This is a genomic window from Tenacibaculum aestuariivivum (assembly GCF_964507685.1).
Lineage (GTDB): Bacteria > Bacteroidota > Bacteroidia > Flavobacteriales > Flavobacteriaceae > Polaribacter > Polaribacter aestuariivivum.
This window is the reverse complement of record NZ_OZ208414.1, coordinates 1,029,615-1,047,359: the sequence shown is the minus strand read 5'-3', so window position 1 is coordinate 1,047,359 and position 17,745 is coordinate 1,029,615. Positions and strand designations below refer to the sequence as shown.

The 17,745-nt window shown below is 32.0% G+C and carries 11 protein-coding genes; all 11 read right to left on the bottom strand.

Annotation, left to right across the window (positions count from 1 at the left end):
• Nucleotides 1-6: 6 nt before the first annotated feature.
• On the bottom strand, nt 7-4,338 hold the full coding sequence (locus ACN5J4_RS04500; RefSeq protein ID WP_418650950.1) for a CusA/CzcA family heavy metal efflux RND transporter: 4,332 nt from the start codon (nt 4,336-4,338) through the stop codon (nt 7-9).
• Nucleotides 4,339-4,461: 123 nt separating this feature from the next.
• Nucleotides 4,462-4,773, bottom strand: a complete 312-nt coding sequence (locus ACN5J4_RS04495; RefSeq protein WP_418650949.1) for a DUF6660 family protein — start codon at nt 4,771-4,773, stop codon at nt 4,462-4,464.
• A 150-nt stretch (nt 4,774-4,923) separates the two neighbouring features.
• Nucleotides 4,924-5,376 carry a heavy-metal-associated domain-containing protein gene (locus tag ACN5J4_RS04490; protein WP_315944496.1) on the bottom strand — a complete coding sequence of 151 codons (453 nt, stop codon included), beginning with the start codon at nt 5,374-5,376 and terminating at the stop codon, nt 4,924-4,926.
• 35 nt (nt 5,377-5,411) lie between these two features.
• Nucleotides 5,412-7,181, bottom strand: a complete 1,770-nt coding sequence (locus ACN5J4_RS04485) for an efflux RND transporter periplasmic adaptor subunit (RefSeq protein ID WP_418650948.1) — start codon at nt 7,179-7,181, stop codon at nt 5,412-5,414.
• Between the two features lie 4 nt (nt 7,182-7,185).
• A complete protein-coding gene (locus ACN5J4_RS04480) occupies nt 7,186-9,678 on the bottom strand; it encodes a heavy metal translocating P-type ATPase (protein WP_215968330.1) in 2,493 nt (830 codons plus the stop codon).
• A 73-nt stretch (nt 9,679-9,751) separates the two neighbouring features.
• Complete coding sequence (locus ACN5J4_RS04475; RefSeq protein ID WP_240561998.1) at nt 9,752-10,207, bottom strand: heme-binding domain-containing protein; 456 nt, start codon at nt 10,205-10,207, stop codon at nt 9,752-9,754.
• Nucleotides 10,208-10,801, bottom strand: a complete 594-nt coding sequence (locus tag ACN5J4_RS04470; protein WP_418650947.1) for a DUF3347 domain-containing protein — start codon at nt 10,799-10,801, stop codon at nt 10,208-10,210. It lies immediately after the preceding gene.
• 27 nt (nt 10,802-10,828) lie between these two features.
• Nucleotides 10,829-12,052, bottom strand: a complete 1,224-nt coding sequence (locus ACN5J4_RS04465) for a TolC family protein (protein WP_418650946.1) — start codon at nt 12,050-12,052, stop codon at nt 10,829-10,831.
• A complete protein-coding gene (locus tag ACN5J4_RS04460) occupies nt 12,049-15,756 on the bottom strand; it encodes an efflux RND transporter permease subunit (protein WP_418650945.1) in 3,708 nt (1,235 codons plus the stop codon). The genes ACN5J4_RS04465 and ACN5J4_RS04460 overlap by 4 nt, the downstream gene beginning before the upstream one ends.
• Before the next feature lie 108 nt (nt 15,757-15,864).
• Entirely contained in the window at nt 15,865-16,278 is a 414-nt protein-coding gene (locus tag ACN5J4_RS04455) for an HYC_CC_PP family protein (RefSeq protein WP_068704607.1), read from the bottom strand.
• A gap of 54 nt (nt 16,279-16,332) precedes the next feature.
• Nucleotides 16,333-17,592: a site-specific integrase gene (locus ACN5J4_RS04450; protein WP_240562000.1), complete on the bottom strand. Its 1,260-nt coding sequence runs from the start codon at nt 17,590-17,592 to the stop codon at nt 16,333-16,335.
• Nucleotides 17,593-17,745 lie beyond the last annotated feature (153 nt).

Here is a 17,745-nt window from a genome sequence, read left to right as displayed (position 1 = left end):
GTGTTATTATTTAAAATATTGTAATTCAAAAATGCTTTGTAAATAGTTTACCAATGATGTTTGAGCTTCTAACTCTGATTGAATGGCTTGGTTTATAAGCTGTGTAAAGGCAGAGTAATCTATTTCTCCTTCTTTATAAGCAAATAAAGCCCCTGTTTTCTGCTCTTTAATAAGCGGTAATACTTCATTCTTATAAAACAGCCAAGACGTTTTCCATTTTTGGTAATTTACTTTCGCTTGATTAAATTTAGATTGCACTTCCTTTTGTTTAAATAACATATTTACTTCTGCAATTTCTTTATTGAATTTTGCTGTTCTAATTTGTTTTTTTGTTGTACCAGAAAGAAATGGTATAGAAATACCGGCTTGATAAGCATAATAGCCTGAACTACCGTTTACTTTTTGTAAACCACCTTGAAGGTTAAACTTTGGTAAATTCTCGGCTTTAGCAGCTTTGTAATTTGCTTCTGCTTCAGCTACTTGAAGTTGAGAAATAGTATACAAAGGGTGTGCTTCTAAACTAAAGGAATCTACATTTATTTCGTTCTCTACATCAATTTCATCTTGAACCGTATAAAATACATCAGAAACCAACCAAAGGTTTAACTTTTGTAACGCAATAGCGTATTCACTTTCTGATTGCATAAATTTATTCTGAATCTGTAAGGCTTGATTTTTGGCAGCCGAATATTCTAATTTTGATATGGCTTCTACTTTATAATTTAACTCGACAGCTTTTTCAAAATTGGTGTAAATAGCATTCAATTCTTTATACAGATTATAATTCCGTTTATTTTTAAAGGCATTAGACCAGGCTTTTTTCACCTCTAATTCTAACTCTAATTCTGAAAGTTGATACGCCTTTTGCGCTAATTGAATACGTTGTTCCAATAATTTTTGCTTTGGTGCAATACCAAACACATCTATATTTGATTGGCCAACACCAATAGTTGTGTAAATACCTGAACCATCTTTAATTTCCTCACCACCAGTAAAAATTTGAGTTGAGCCAAAATCGAAAGCAGTCCCTTTTAATTGTTGCTGTTTATCAATTTCTAACTGTCTTTGTTTTAAACTTGGATAGTTCTCTTTTGATATTCTTATAGCTTCTTGTAGTGAAACAATAGGTAAAGAGTCGCTAACTTGTTGTGCATTTCCTGTTATTGGAAACAAAAACATAAAAACTATAATAGCTGTTGCAGTTGCAAATTTTTTGTTTGCTTGAAATTTAAACGATTTGTTTTCTACCCAATGGTATAATATAGGTAAAACGAATAATGTTAATAATGTAGAGGTTAATAAACCACCAATTACAACAGTTGCTAAAGGTCGCTGCACTTCTGCACCAGCTGATGCTGAAATTGCCATAGGTAAAAAACCTAAAACATCTGTAAAAGCAGTTAACATAATTGGTCTAATTCGTCGTTTTGTTCCTTCTGTAATTCTATCCTTTAAATTAGTTACACCTTCATCTTTCAACTCATTTAAACCACTAATCATAACCAATCCGTTTAAAACAGCTACACCAAATAAAACAATAAAACCAACTCCTGCTGATATACTAAAAGGCATATCACGCATCCATAAGGCTACAACTCCACCAATGGTTGCCATAGGAATTGCAAAATAAATCATTAAGGTTTGTGGTAGTGATTTTAAAGCAAAATAGATAAGGACGAAAATAAGTAATAAGGCAATAGGAACAACTGTTAGTAAGCGATTACTGGCACGCTCTAAATTTTCAAAAGCACCACCATAGCGAATAAAATAACCAGATGGTAGTTCTAATTGTGCATCTAATTTAGTTTTGATTTCACCTACCAACGATTTTACATCACGACCTCTTACATTAATACCTACATAGGTTCTTCTGTTAGTGTTATCTCTGCTTATTTGCATTGGACCTGCTTTGTAGCTTACATCAGCTACTTCGCGAAGTGGAATTTGTGCGCCAGAAGGTAAGTTGATGAACAAATTTTGCACATCTGTTATGTCTTTACGATTATGAGAACTTAATCTAACCACCAAATCAAATCGCTTTTCGCCTTCAAAAATAGTTCCTGCTATTCCTCCTGCAAAAGCAGATTGCACAATTTGATTTAACGTGTTTATTTGAAGTCCGTATTGCGCCAATTTACTTCTGTTATACGTAATTGTCATTTGTGGTAAACCTGTTGTAGCTTCTGCTTTCATATCACCAATACCTTCTGTACCAGCAATAATTTTAGATATTTCTTCTGCTTTTTGAGACAGTACGTTTATATCTTCTCCATAAAGTTTTATAGCAATATCTTCTCTAACACCTTCAAGCAATTCATTAAAACGCATTTCAATAGGTTGTGTAAATTCATAATTCACACCAGGAATTATTTCAACAGCTTCCTTCATTTTTTCAATAAGTTCATCTTTAGATGATACAGTAGTCCATTCGCTTTTTGCTTTCAGAATTACAAATACATCAGCAATATCCATTGGCATTGGATCGGTAGGAATTTCTGCAACACCAATTCGACTGACTATTTTTTCAACCTCTGGAAACTTTGCTTTTACAATTTGCTCAATTTTTGTTGTCGTTTCAATTGTTTCTGTAAGTGAACTACCTGGTTTTAAAATGGCGTGAAATGCAATGTCGCCTTCATCTAATTGTGGAATAAATTCGCCACCCATTCTTGTAAACATAAAAACTGCAATACCAAATAAGACAACAGAAACACCAATTATTAATTTTCCTTTCTTTAAGGCTTTTTCTAATAATGGTTGGTATTTACGTTCTACCCAATGCACGAATTTATCGCCATAGGATTGTTTGTCATTTTTTGGTGCTCTTAAAATAAGTGCAGACATCATTGGAACATAGGTTAAACAAAGTACCATTGCACCAATCATCGCAAAAATAAAAGTCAATGCCATTGGCTTGAACATTTTCCCTTCAATACCTTGTAATGCCAATATAGGCAAGAAAACTATTAAGATTATTAGCTGACCAAAAAAGGCAGCATTCATCATTTTTTTTGAAGCATTTGCTGCGACATTATCACGTTCTTTAGACGTTAGTTTTTTCTTTTTTAAGACTTGTGAAGCAATAAGGAAAACGGTACTTTCTACAATAATTACAGCACCATCAACGATAATTCCGAAATCGATTGCTCCCAAACTCATTAGGTTAGCCCAAACGTCAAAAACATTCATTAGAATAAATGCAAATAATAAGGATAATGGAATTGTTGAAGCTACTATTAAACCACCTCTCCAATTACCTAATAAGAAAATAAGGACAAAAATGACTATTAAAGCGCCTTCAATTAAATTGGTTGCAACTGTTGAGGTTGTTTCTGCTATTAACTTACTTCGGTCTAACAATGGTTCGATAATGACACCTTCTGGCAATGATTTTTCAATTTGAGCCATTCGTACTTTTACATTCTCAATAACATCGTTTGAATTAGCGCCTTTAAGCATCATAACCAAACCACCAACTACTTCGCCTTCTCCATCTTGAGTTAAAGCGCCATAACGAATAGCAGCGCCAAATTGTACCGTAGCAATGTCGCCAACTGTAATTGGAATATTGTTTGTGTTTTTAACTGTAATTTTTTTAATATCCTCTAAACTACGCACCAAACCTTCTCCACGAATGAAATTGGCTTGATGGTTCTTTTCTATGTATGCGCCACCTGTATTTTGATTGTTTGCCTCAAGAGCTTCAAAAACATCTGTAATTGTAATTCCAATAGCTTTTAGTTCGCTTGGATCAACAGCAACTTCATATTGTTTAATTTTACCTCCAATGGCGTTAACCTCAACAACACCTTCTACCATAGCCATTTGACGCTGCACAATCCAGTCTTGCATTGTTCGTAAATCTGTTACAGAATATTTGTCTTTATACTCTGGCATTACTTTTAGTGTGTATTGATAAATTTCACCTAACCCTGAAGAAATGGGTCCCATAGTTGGCTCGCCAAAACCACTTGGAATTTGTTCTTTTACCTCGTTTAGTTTTTCGGCTACTAATTGACGTGGTAGATAGGTTCCCATATCATCGTCAAAAACTATAGTAACCACAGATAAGCCAAAACGAGAAATGGAACGGATTTCCTTTACATCAGGCAAGTTGCTCATTGCCACTTCAACAGGATACGTAACAAATTGTTCTATATCCTCTGTGCCTAAATTGGGTGCTTGCGTAATGACTTGAACTTGGTTATTGGTAATATCTGGAACAGCATCAATGGGTACTTGGGTCATACTCCAAATACCTGCTCCAACAATGGTAAGCGTTAACAAACCAATAATGAATTTGTTATTGATTGAAAAATCAATGATTTTATTAATCATATTAAAATGTATTAATTCAGTTAAACTTTTCGATATAATTCTATTGTAATCATTAGAATCATTCGAAATGAAAAGAACCTTAAAGGCTCAAAATTGGATATAGTTATCCTCTAAAAAACTGAATTATACCCGAGGTGGTTGTAAAATGGAAGTCGTAAAATCTTTTTCTATACCATTATGGTAGAAAAAATCTTGTGTAGAAATATACCTAAAATCAATGTTAGTATAAACAAATTGATGATGTGTGGCATTGATATGGCAGCATTGACAAATGCAAAAAGGTGAACATAAATCTGAACCTTGGTGCTGATGGTCATTATCCATAGCTTGTGAAATTTCAGTTTTAACATCATTATCAGACACATCAAAATCTGTACAAGGTACTAGATTGAGTGCGGAAATATAAATTGATAATATGAATGCTAAAAATTTCATTGTAGCAAATATATAAATTATTTAATGCAATGGTTGTGCAAATAATAGGCTTTATAATAATTAAAAGGTGTTTGGTTAGTTATATTTATAGCAAAAGAGAAAACCTTAATTTTCTTTTTGCTATAAAATATATTAAAAAACCATACTTATTTATTGATTCATTTTCATTTCGTGGTCGTATTGACAACAACCTGGCAGATTTTTGTAAGCATCTTCACTTCCTGCAACTTTTTCAGTATCGTAACCTGAAGCTGCAATTGCTTTATGAATTGCCATTGCATCGGTTTTTGTATCATCAAAAGACACATCAATCTTCTTTTTATCGACATCCCAATTGGCACTTGCAACACCTTCAACACCGTTAGCTGCTTTTTCGATAGTGTTTTTACACATTCCGCAATTTCCTCTTACACCAAAAGACAAATCTGTCATTGCCATATCTTTTGACATTTGTGTAGTGGTTGTTTTTGTTTCTTTTTTTGTTTGACTATTACAACTTGTTACACCTAAAGCTGCTATAACAGCTATACTTAAAATTACTTTTTTACTCACGTCGATTACATTTTTGTTTTTGTGTTCGTGATTTTTCTTTGAAAAATTCATTGTTTTAAAATTTAATTGTTATTATTTGTATTTAATTATTCTATAACTTGTTTTACCTCTCCACAGGTTAGCATTGCTTCGCCAAAAAATGGATTGATTACTTTTTCTTCTTTGCTTAACCAATAGGCACCTTTATTACTATCTGCCATTGGACAAAACTCTACATATACCTTTTCATTGATACCAAATAGTTGCACAGCTTTAATTAAATGCGAAGACAAATGTTTAAAATGATTTCTTTGCTCTTTTATATTTGCTGCTTTAGAAATAGCAATTGTTGAAGATTTAATTTCTTTTACTAATGACATCCAATGATTATGAGCTTCATCTTTAACTAATTTCATATCCACATTATTCAAATTATCAAGTAAACTATTTGCATTTTCTGATGCTTTATTTGAGTTATCTTTAACAAACGCATCTTTTAAATTAATATAGCTTTCAAATACTTTTTTTAATTGTTTCTGAAATGCTTTTGATACTTCCAACCGTTCATTCATATTGGTATGGTCTGTATTATTTTTTGATGAATTGCTATCCATACCTAAATGTCCTTCGTGACCAGTCATTACTTTTCCTCCATCTTTATTCATCATAGATTTTTTTCCTTGTAATTGTGCTGCTGCATCAACTGTAAAAGTTCCGTTGGTTACAATTTCATCACCATTTTCTAAACCTTTTAATACTTTGTAATTACTACCTATTTGGTTACCTAAAGTTATTTGACGCATTTCAAAAACTGGTTGATCTGGATTGGTTTTTATATATACTACAGAGCGTTCACCTGTCCATAAAATGGCAGATGAAGGCACGAATAATGATTTTTCTTTAGTAGAGGTTACCCCTTTAATTTTCCCTTCAATAAACATTCCTGGTTTAAATACTTCTTCTTTATTATTAAGCACTACTCTTAATTTAACAGTACGTGTTCTGTTATCTAAAATAGGATCAATAAAATCTACTTTACCTTTAAATTTTTTATTAGGATAAGTATTTGTTGTTACGTTTATTTCTTGCCCTTTTTTAAATAAGTCTATTTGGTTTTCGTACACATCAAAGTTTCCCCAAACTGAATTTAAGTTTGCAATTTTTAATAATGGTTGCCCTTGTTTTATATAATCGCCTTGCTCTACTAATTTTTCTGTTACAGTACCAGAGATAGTTGCGTAGACAGGAAAATTTTCTTTTACTTTTCCTGTTTGTTCTATTTGATTGATTTGCTTTTCAGAAAGTTTCCATAATTTTAATTTATTACGAACTGCTTTATATAATGCCGGTTGCGACTCTTTTAATGAAGCTGCTGTAATTAATTCTTGCTGTGCTGCATATAATTCTGGTGAATAAATGGTTGCTAATAATTGCCCTTTGTTTACTTTTTCTCCAGTAAAACTGACATTTAAGCGTTCAATTCTTCCAGAGAAATAACTGACTTGCACAGCATTTGCTTTTTCATTGGCAACAATTTTACCTGATAGTTTAATACCGTTATCGTCTGATTTACTACTACCTACAATTGATGTTTGAATGTTGGCCAACGCCATTGCATTTTTTGTTAATTTGAATTGGTCTGCTGCTAAACCATCTGCTCCAGCTTCGGCAGGAATTAAATCCATACCACAAATAGGGCAATCACCAGGTTCTGGTTGCATAATTTGTGGGTGCATTGAGCAAGTCCATTTTTGATTGGTTTCTGCTATTTCATCGTGATTATGTTCAGTTTCTTTGTTTGATGAACCACCGAATAACAACCAACCTAATAATAAGCCAACTGCTAATATTACTATGTAAACTATATATTTTTTCATTTTTCTATATTTTAATATTTCTTAATCTTAATGCGTTTGCAATTACTGATACTGAACTAAAACTCATTGCTAAAGCTGCAATCATTGGTGAGAGTAACAACCCGAATATTGGGTATAAAACACCTGCTGCAATGGGTACACCCAATACATTGTATATAAAAGCAAAAAAGAGATTCTGTTTTATGTTTTTAACAACAGCGTGACTTAATTTTTTAGCTTTTACAATACCTTGTAAATCTCCTTTTACTAACGTAATTGAAGCGCTTTCAATAGCTACATCTGTACCTGTACCCATTGCAATACCAACATCCGACTGTGCTAAAGCTGGCGCATCGTTAATACCATCACCTGCCATTGCTACAACACTTCCTTTTTGTTGAAGTTTATCAATTTCATTCAATTTATCTTCAGGAAGACATTCTGCTTTATAGTGTTTAAGGTTTAATTGTTCTGCTACCGATTTTGCAGTATTTTTATTATCACCAGTGAGCATTATTACCTCAACACCATTATCTTGTAGTTGTTTAATAGCATTTTGACTTGTGGTTTTAATGGCATCGAAAATAGTTACATATCCAACAGCTTCATTATCTACTGCTATATACGATACTGTTTTACCTTGTTCTTGTTCTGCAACCACATTAGTTTCTAAATTTTTAGAAATAGTTATGGCAAACTGCTCTAATAACTTTGCATTACCTAAAGCAACTTTTTTGTTTTCAACAGTACCTATAACACCTTTTCCTGCTACAGCTTGAAAATCGTTTACTTTTGTAATTACAGTATTTTTAGATTTACCATAGTTTACAATAGCTTCTGCTAAAGGATGTTCGCTATATTGATTTAAGGAAGCAATGAAATGAAGTAGCTTTTCTTCTTTTAAATTATTAATTGAGATTACTTTTTCAACTGATGGTTTTCCTTCAGTAATCGTACCTGTTTTATCTACAATAAGCGTATCTACCTTATTCATTTTTTCTAATGCTTCAGCATTTTTAATTAATACACCAGATTGTGCACCTCTACCAACACCAACCATAACAGACATTGGTGTTGCCAAACCTAATGCACAAGGACAAGCAATAATTAATACAGCAATTGCATTTACAAAGGCAAAAACATAAGCAGGTTCTGGACCAAAAATAGCCCAAACTATAAATGTTATTACTGCAACAACTAATACAATTGGAACAAAGTATTTAGATATTCTATCTGCTAATTTTTGAATAGGTGCTTTTGAACGACTTGCATTATTTACCATATGAATAATTTGAGAAAGTAAGGTTTCGGAACCTACCTTTTCAGCTTTCATAATAAATGACTTTGTACCGTTAATTGTGCCAGAACTTACTTTATCGTCTATGCTCTTATCTACAGGAATTGGTTCTCCAGTAATCATAGATTCATCAATGCTACTATGACCTTCTACAATACTACCATCTACTGGAATTTTTTCTCCAGGCTTAACTCGTAATAAATTGTCTTTTTCAATTTTATCGATTGCAATAACTTTATCTTCTCCATTAGTAACCAATGTTGCTGTTGAAGGCACTAATTTTAGTAATTCTTTTATTGCGCCACTTGTTTGACTATGTGCTCTTGCTTCTAATAATTGACCTAATAATACTAATGTTAAAATTACCGTTGTAGCTTCAAAATAAACAAATACATTACCATCGGCTGTTTTAAAATCTTGTGGAAATACATCTGGAAATACCATTGCAAATACACTAAATAACCACGCGATACCCGAACCAATACCAATTAAAGTAAACATATTCAGGTTCATTGTTTTTATTGATGTGTAAGCACGTTTAAAGAACATCCAAGTTGCATAAAACACTACAGGGATTGATAATGCAAACTGAATCCAGTTCCATTGTTTTTGTTCTAAAACATTATATAAAGGATTATTATCTAATGCTTCTGACATTGCTATTAAAAATATTGGCACAGTAAAAATTACAGCTATCCAAAACTTTTTCAACAATTTTTTATAGGTTTTGTCTTCTTCTGAAATATCCGCTTCTAATGGCACTAAATCCATCCCACAAACAGGACAAGAACCTGCTTCGTCTTTAATTATTTCTGGGTGCATTGGACACGTAAATTGGCTACTTGTTGTAGTTAAACTTCTTTCTTCCACCAAGTCCATTCCACAAACAGGACAATCACCTGCTTTATTATATGTTTTGTCTTCTTCGCAGTGCATAGGACAATAAAATGTACCTGTTCCTTTGCCTTTAGGTTGTTCCTGCTTTTTTTCTTTATTAGGTTGGTGTTTACCTTGTTTATGAATACTATATCGACCACCATCATCTTTTAATGCTTTTTGAAATATTTCAATTGAAATATGTGATTGCATTTCAATAATAGCTTCTGATTTTTCTAAATTGACTTTTACGTTTGAAACATCATCAACTTTTGAAAGTGTTTCTTCTACGTGACTGCGACAACCGTTGCAAGTCATTCCGTGTATATGATATGTGTGTTTCATTATTTTATTTTTGTGCCTGACAAGGGAAGGGCTATTAACCAATTAATTAGTATTTCCTTCCCACATCAGGGCTTTATTTTAAATTGCCTTTTAGTTTCTTTATATAATCAATAACCAATGTCTTTTCAGATGTTGATAATTTTGCGTTTTTATGAATTAAGGTGTAAGATGAAAGTGGCATTTCATTGTTCTTAATCTGATTAATAATTGACTTTAATTTGCTATTCGTTCTTCTGGTTGAATACGTGTCCCAGTTATTAAAATTCAGTTCTTCTTTTCCATCAGCAATATGGTTTTCGAGAAACCAAGCAATGGGTTGAATTTTATTATACCAAGGATAGCTTGTATTATTACTGTGACAATCATAACAGGACGTTTGCAATAATGTACTGATATTTTTAGGTGTATTATTTACCAATAAAAAATCTGTTTTTGGTACAAGGTTACTTTGGTTTAGTTCTGTAGGCATAAACTGTATGCCTACAAAACACACCACTAAAACCAATGCTATGATTTTTACAATTTTCATTTAGTTAATCTCTTTTTGCACTTTACCACATTTCAGCATTTTACTACCGTAATAAGGATTTTTAATTTCCTTATTCAAACTTAACCAAGCGCTACCACCATCATACATTGGACAAAATTGTTGATATAAAGTATTTTTAGTACCGGTAATTGCAACAATATCCATAATATCCTTACTCAATGTTTTAAAATGTTCTCTTTGGTGATCTATTTCACTTCTACCAATATGTTCTGCGTGTTCTTTGGCATCTGTAATAATATCTTTAAGTTCTTTTTGCTGTTCAACAGTAAAACCACTTATATCAAATTTGCTCAAAGTATTGTTCAATTTATCGCCAGCTTTAGCAGCTTTGTTTTTGTCGGTTTCTACTAAAGCATCTTTAAGTATCATATAGTCTGCTAACACTTTTTGAACACCTGAATTCTGTGAATTCTCATCCATCATATTATTGGATTTATCCATTTTGTTATGGTTCATTTCTGAATGAACTATGCAGTCTTGAGTATTCTCCTTTTTTGCATCTTTACAAGAAATTATTGTAAGATTTATTAAAGAGATTACTAAAATTGCTACTATTGTTTTTAAATATTTCATTTTTATTGTTTTAAATTATACTTTTTTTTAGTTGCTTAAATAATTGATGATTGTGGTTTGTAAATAATAAGTTTTAATCGATTCTATTTGATTCATTTGAAACTTTAATTGCAGTTCTTGAATGTCTAAAACATTATTAAAATCAATTGTTCCTGTTTCGTAACTTTTGATTAATATTTGCTCTGCATCATTAGCTTGCTTCAAATTTTTGATTTGAGTTTTATAACTTATTCTTGCAGACACTCTTTCTTTTATTGCTTTATCTAAAAGCGTTTCCAAAGTATTTAAGCGTTCTTGTTTTTGTGTAGTAATTTCCTGCTGTTGTAACTCGTTTTGCTTTGTTTTCGATTTATATTTTTTATTAAATATTGGTATTGATAAAGACACCATTGGCATTACAATATCTTTTCCATTATCGCTAAAGTCCATATTTGGACGTTTCGCCACATTGATATAATCTAATCCAAAACCAATCATAGGACTGCTTTCTTTTTGGTTTAATAATTCTGATTGTTCAATGGATTTAAAGAGTTTATCATATTTTAATAGTTCAGGATGCAATGCTAAATTTTCAAAAGTGATTTCAAAATCTTCAGAAGGCATATTTAATTTATCAACAACAACTATAGAAACCTCTTTTTCTCTATTTAAAAGTTTATTTAAAGTTGTTTGTTCTGCTAAAAATTGTTGTTGCAACACTTCTTTTAATTGTTGTAATTCATTTTGACGCATCTGTAATCGTAACACATCTACTGCTGAAGCTTTGCCAACTTCGATAGAAGTTAAAGCCATTGTTTCGTAAGTTTTTAAGAGTTCGATATTGTTAGTTAATACTTTTTGTTTTGCTTTATTAGTATATAACCTGTAATACGATTGTGATACCGAAACCATTAATTTACGTTTGGCAATTACAATATCTTCATATTTAGTTTCAGCTAAAGAACTTACATAATTTTCTCTTGCTGTTATTGAGCCAAACCAAGGTAACATTTGTTTTGCAGAAACTTTAAAGCGTTGCGCTCCAGTTCTTGTTTCTGGCTCACTTACAAAATAACCTACTCCAAATTCGGTATTTGGAATGGTATTAACTTCATTTACTTTTTCTGAAACTCTCTTGTACTGTAACTCGAATTTTTGAATCTCTGGATTGTTTACCAAAGCTTCATCGATTAAAGTTTGTAATTCTTGTGCATTTCCTTTGAGAACAAAGAGAAAAGAAAAAAGAAAAAAGACTGTTTTTATATGTTTCATTTTGATGTTCTTTTTAGTTGAGCTTCTGCTTTCCAGCTGTATAAAACTGGTACTACAAATAAGGTGATTAAGGCAATTAGCATACCTCCAAAACTTGGTATTGCCATAGGAATCATAATATCACTACCACGACCTGTTGAGGTTAATACTGGTAATAATGCCAATATGGTTGTAGCAGTAGTCATTAAACACGGTCTAATACGTTTTTCTCCTGCTTCAACAACAGCTGCTCTGATTTGCTTTTTGTTTTTTGGTGTATTCCTTTCAAATATTTGAGTTAAATATGTTGCCATAACTACACCATCATCTGTTGCTATTCCAAAAAGAGCAATAAAGCCTACCCAAACAGCCACACTCAAATTAATTGGATGCATCTGAAATAAATCACGCAGATTTTCGCCAAAAAAGTTGAAGTTTAAAAACCAATCTTGACCATATAACCAGATCATTAAAAAACCACCTGCAAAAGCAACTGCAATACCAGTAAATACCATTAATGATGTACCTACTGAACGGAATTGAAAATAGAGTATTAAGAAAATAATAGCCAATGCCAAAGGCACTACAACCGATAAAGTTTTTTCTGCTCTTATTTGATTTTCATAGCTTCCTGTAAATTGATAATTAACCCCTTTTGGTACTACCAATTCGCCTGAATCTATTTTTTGCTGAATTAAAGCTTGTGCATTTTCAACAACATTTACTTCTGCAAAGCCATCCATTTTATCGAATAATACATAGCCTACTAAAAAAGTATCCTCACTCTTAATAACTTGTGGCCCTTGTTCATATCTAATGGTTGCCAATTCGCTTAATGGTACTGGACTGCCTTTTTCAACTGGCACATAGATTTGCTTTAAATCGGTTGGATTAGCTCTTAATTCTCTTGGGTATCTAACACGTACTCCATAACGCTCCCTACCTTCAACAGTTTGGGTTAAAACCATACCACCAACAGCTACTTTTAGCACCTCTTGTACATCTTGTATAGATATACCATAACGTGCAATTTTTTCCCTATCAATATCAATAAGTAAATAAGGTTTCCCAACAATACGGTCTGCAAAAACAGCTTCATCTTTTACACCATCAGCTTGTTTTAAAATTCCTTCTAACTGTACACCAAAGGCTTCAATTTGTTTTAAATCTTGACCTTTAACTTTTATTCCCATTGGTGCACGCATACCTGTTTGCAGCATTACCAATCGTGTTTCAATAGGTTGTAGTTTAGGTGCAGAAGTAACGCCTGGTAACTTGGTTACTTTTACAATGTCATTCCAAATATCGTCTGGTGATTTTATTTCTGGTCGCCAATTTCGATAAAATTCGCCATCATTATCTTCTATTAATTGCGCCCTTTCTACAGCGCTCAAAGTGACATTTTTTGTATTATTAGGATTAGCGATGAAACGTCCATCTTTTAATTCAAATAAACCATCATTATTTACTTTGTAACGTTGACGCTTTCCGTTTTTATTCAGCATATATTCTGATTTATACTGAATAATATTTTCATACATAGACAAAGGCGCTGGATCTAAAGCTGATTCTGTACGACCTGCTTTACCAACTACGGTTTTTATCTCTGGAATACTTGCTACAGCCATATCTAACTGTTGTAAAACACGCTTGTTTTCTTCGACTCCAGAATGTGGCATTGAAGTTGGCATTAATAAAAAAGAACCTTCATTTAAAGATGGCATAAATTCTTTGCCTGTATTTTTCATTATGAAAAATCCTGCTATTACAATAGCTGTTGGTATGGATAAGAATATTAGTTTATTGTTCAAACACCATTTTAAAATACGTGTATAATACCTTATGAATAATGAGAAAACACCTAATAAACCAAAGCAAATAATACTTACAAAAATGAGATTCCAAAAGATACTTTTATCTACACCTAAAGGTCTCCAATATTCAGCTAATAAAAACACAATAGCAGATACAGAAATGATAATATTAATAAGATTTGCTTGTTTTTCGCTTATCATTTTTTGAACACTTAATAGTGCAGTAACGCCAAAAGCTACCAAGATTAAACCTAACCAATAACCATAGACTATGGCAATAATTCCTAATGCTATTAAAACCCCATTTAAAACATATTTGAAATTGGTTTTAATGCTTTTCTTTTTAAATAAAAATGCAGCAAAGGGTGGAATTAAAAACAACGCTACAATAATTGAAGCTGTTAAAGCAAATGTTTTAGTAAAGGCTAATGGTCTGAATAATTTTCCTTCAGCTCCAATCATTGTAAATACAGGAATAAAACTTATAATGGTTGTCATAACTGCTGTTACAATTGCTCCAGATACTTCTGCTGTTGCGTTGTAAACCACATTATTTATAGGTAGTTTATCTTTGTTTTCATCTAAATGCCTAATGATATTTTCTGAAAGTATTACACCTACATCTACCATTGTACCAATAGCAATAGCGATACCTGACAAAGCCACAATATTAGCATCTACACCAAAGAGTTTCATTGCTATAAAAACCATTAATACAGCAACTGGTAGTAAGCCAGAAATCAATACAGAAGCTCGAAGATTAAATACCATAATGATTATAACTAAAATGGTAATTAGTATTTCTAATGTTAGGGCTTCATTAAGTGTACCTAAAGTTTCCTGAATGAGTTCTGTTCTGTCATAAAAAGGAACAATAGTTACTTGTGAAGTTCTGCCATCTGCTAATACTTTTGAAGGTAGTCCTGCGCTTAATTCGTTAATTTTTTCTTTAACGTTATTGATAACTTCCATTGGATTAGCACCATATCTCGCTACTACCACAGCACCAGCAACTTCTGCACCTTCCTTGTCCAGTAATCCTCTTCGAGTTGCAGGACCTAAAGACACTTTTCCTATGTCTTTAATTTTAATCGCTGTGTAATCTTCGGAAGTAACTACTGCATTTTCTATGTCGGCAATAGATTTTACATAACCTAAACCTCTAACTAAATATTCGGCTTGATTAATTTCTAAAGTTTGTGCACCAATATCTTTATTACTTTCTTTTACTGCTTTTACAATATGATGTAAACCAATATTATATTGACGCATTAATTCCGGATTAACATCTACTTGGTATTCTTGTACATAACCACCAATTGATGCTACTTCTGATACGCCACTTGCAGACGATAGTGCATATTTAACATAGTAGTCTTGAATACTTCGTAATTCTTGTAAATCCCAACCACCTGTTACATTTCCGTTTTCATCACGACCTTCTAATGTGTACCAAAAAATTTGCCCTAATCCTGTGGCATCTGGACCCAAAGCAGGATTAACACCTTCGGGTAATAATCCGCTTGGTAACGAGTTGAGTTTTTCTAATATTCTACTACGACTCCAGTAAAACTCAATATCTTCTTCAAAAATGATATAGATACTTGAAAAGCCAAACATAGACGAACTACGAATGGTTTTTACTCCTGGAATACCGAGTAAAGATGTTGTTAATGGATAGGTTATTTGGTCTTCTATATCTTGTGGTGAACGACCATCCCATTTAGTAAATACTATTTGTTGGTTCTCTCCAATATCGGGAATAGCGTCTACAGCTACAGGGTTACTTGGTAAAAATCCTGTTTCCCAATTAAATGGTGCATTTACCGTTCCCCAGCCTATAAAGAGAACAAGTAATAATACTGCTACGAGTTTATTTTCTATTAAAAATTTGATGCTTTTATTTAGCATTGTCTTTGATTATTAAACAGTTAGACATAGGTGTTAAGAAAACACCGAATACAAAAAATCATCCTTATGACATACAGCCATAGGATAAAACAGTCTAATGTTTAAAAATCAAATTAAATAAGTCTCGTCAATCTTGAAGATTTGCTTGACGACAAGTGGTGGTTCGTATTCTTCGAAAGAAGATACGTTATTATCTAACCCTTCAAAAAGGTTAATGTAAGTATATACGAAAGAAGCAATAAATACCTGCTGCTCAAAAGTAATTTTATCAACTTGAAGTTGTAATTCATTTTGACCATCAACAGCTAATTGTTCATCACTACAACAATTCTTTTTTGTTATAGAACACCCATCAGTTAATGGGTTTTCCATTTCCATTCCACAGGTTTCTGCTTTATGGAATATAGCTGTATCCATTAAAGTATCTCCACAATAGTGCATATCTACAGTAAATGACATTGTAGAAAATAACACTACAAAAGCCATTAAAAGTGACATTATTTTATGGAATACTTGTTTCATATTGAAAACAAAGGTATAAAATTTAATTCAATTTGAATAGATTTTAACTTTGCTTTAAATAAAACTTGATTGGTTTTTGGTTGTTTTTACACCTTTCTCAAATTTTGCTCTTAATGTTTTCATATCATCACTTACCTTACGTTCAATCACTTTAGCATAAATTTGTGTTGTTGAAATGCGAGAATGACCTAAAAGTTTAGATACTGTTTCAATAGGTACGCCATTACTTAAAGTTACTGTTGTAGCAAATGTATGTCGTGCCAGATGAAATGTTAGATTCTTTTCTATTCTGCATAAATCTGCTATTTCTTTTAAATAAGCATTTAATTTTTGGTTTGACATTTTTGGAAATACAGTAGCATTTGCTAATGATTTTGGATTTTCTTTATACTTATTAATTAAATTAAGTGCTTTAGGTAGTATAGGAATTCGTAAGGCATTGTTTGTTTTCTCTCTTTTCATAATTAACCACAACTCGCCATCTATACCATAATTAATATCACTTGCTGTTAAGTTTATTACATCAATATAACTCAAGCCGGTGTAACAGGCGAAAACAAATAGATCCTTTACTAATTGTAATCTTTCAATTGAATAATCTTTTTCTTCAATTTCGTTCAATTCCATTTCAGTTAAAAAGCCTCTTTCTACTTTTACAAATTTAGATTTGAAGTTTATAAACGGGTCTCTTTCAATCCATTCCAGTTTATAAGATAGTGTAATCATTTTTCTAAAGCGTTCAATATGCTTCATTACAGTATTGTTACCCATTGGTTTTTGGTGGTCTGTGGGTGTGAAATTTCTTAAGTATTTTTCAAACTTTAAAATGAAATTATAATCCAATTGCTTTAAATACATATCTGTAACTTTATATTTTACAAAAATGAAATCTGCAATGTACCCTTGTGTTGTGAAGTAATTTTTTTGAGTACCCCATTTGAGTTTTCCAACCATATCTTCATTATGATATTTTATGATATCATTTAAAGAATAATTTTGTTCATCTTCTTTTAGGTAACGAGCCTTAACGGTTTGAGCTGAAGTAATCTTACCTTCGGATTTTAATTCGTTTTTGGATTGGTGAAGCTCTGAAGATACCTGGTCCAAATATGCGTTAATAATTCGAGCCTCTTGGTTGGTTCCTTTTACTTTGTTTTTGGCAGAGCTCCAAAATTCAATTTTAATTTTTCGTTTGAGGCTAATTTCTGCTCTTTTCCCATTTACTGTTATACGTGCATAAAGAGGTGCTTTTCCATTTTTAGCTTTTGATAGTTTGAGCCAAAACAGAATACTAAACGTTGTCGAAGTTTTCATATCTTTCGTCTTTAGTTAAACATTTGTTTACTGACGAAAGTCAAATCAATAATTCGGTTACCTATATACCTATTATAAAATGGTAACCGAATAGGTCACTTTTTTAACCAAATAATACCAAATCTTATGATTGCTTAAAAATCATAAAACCTC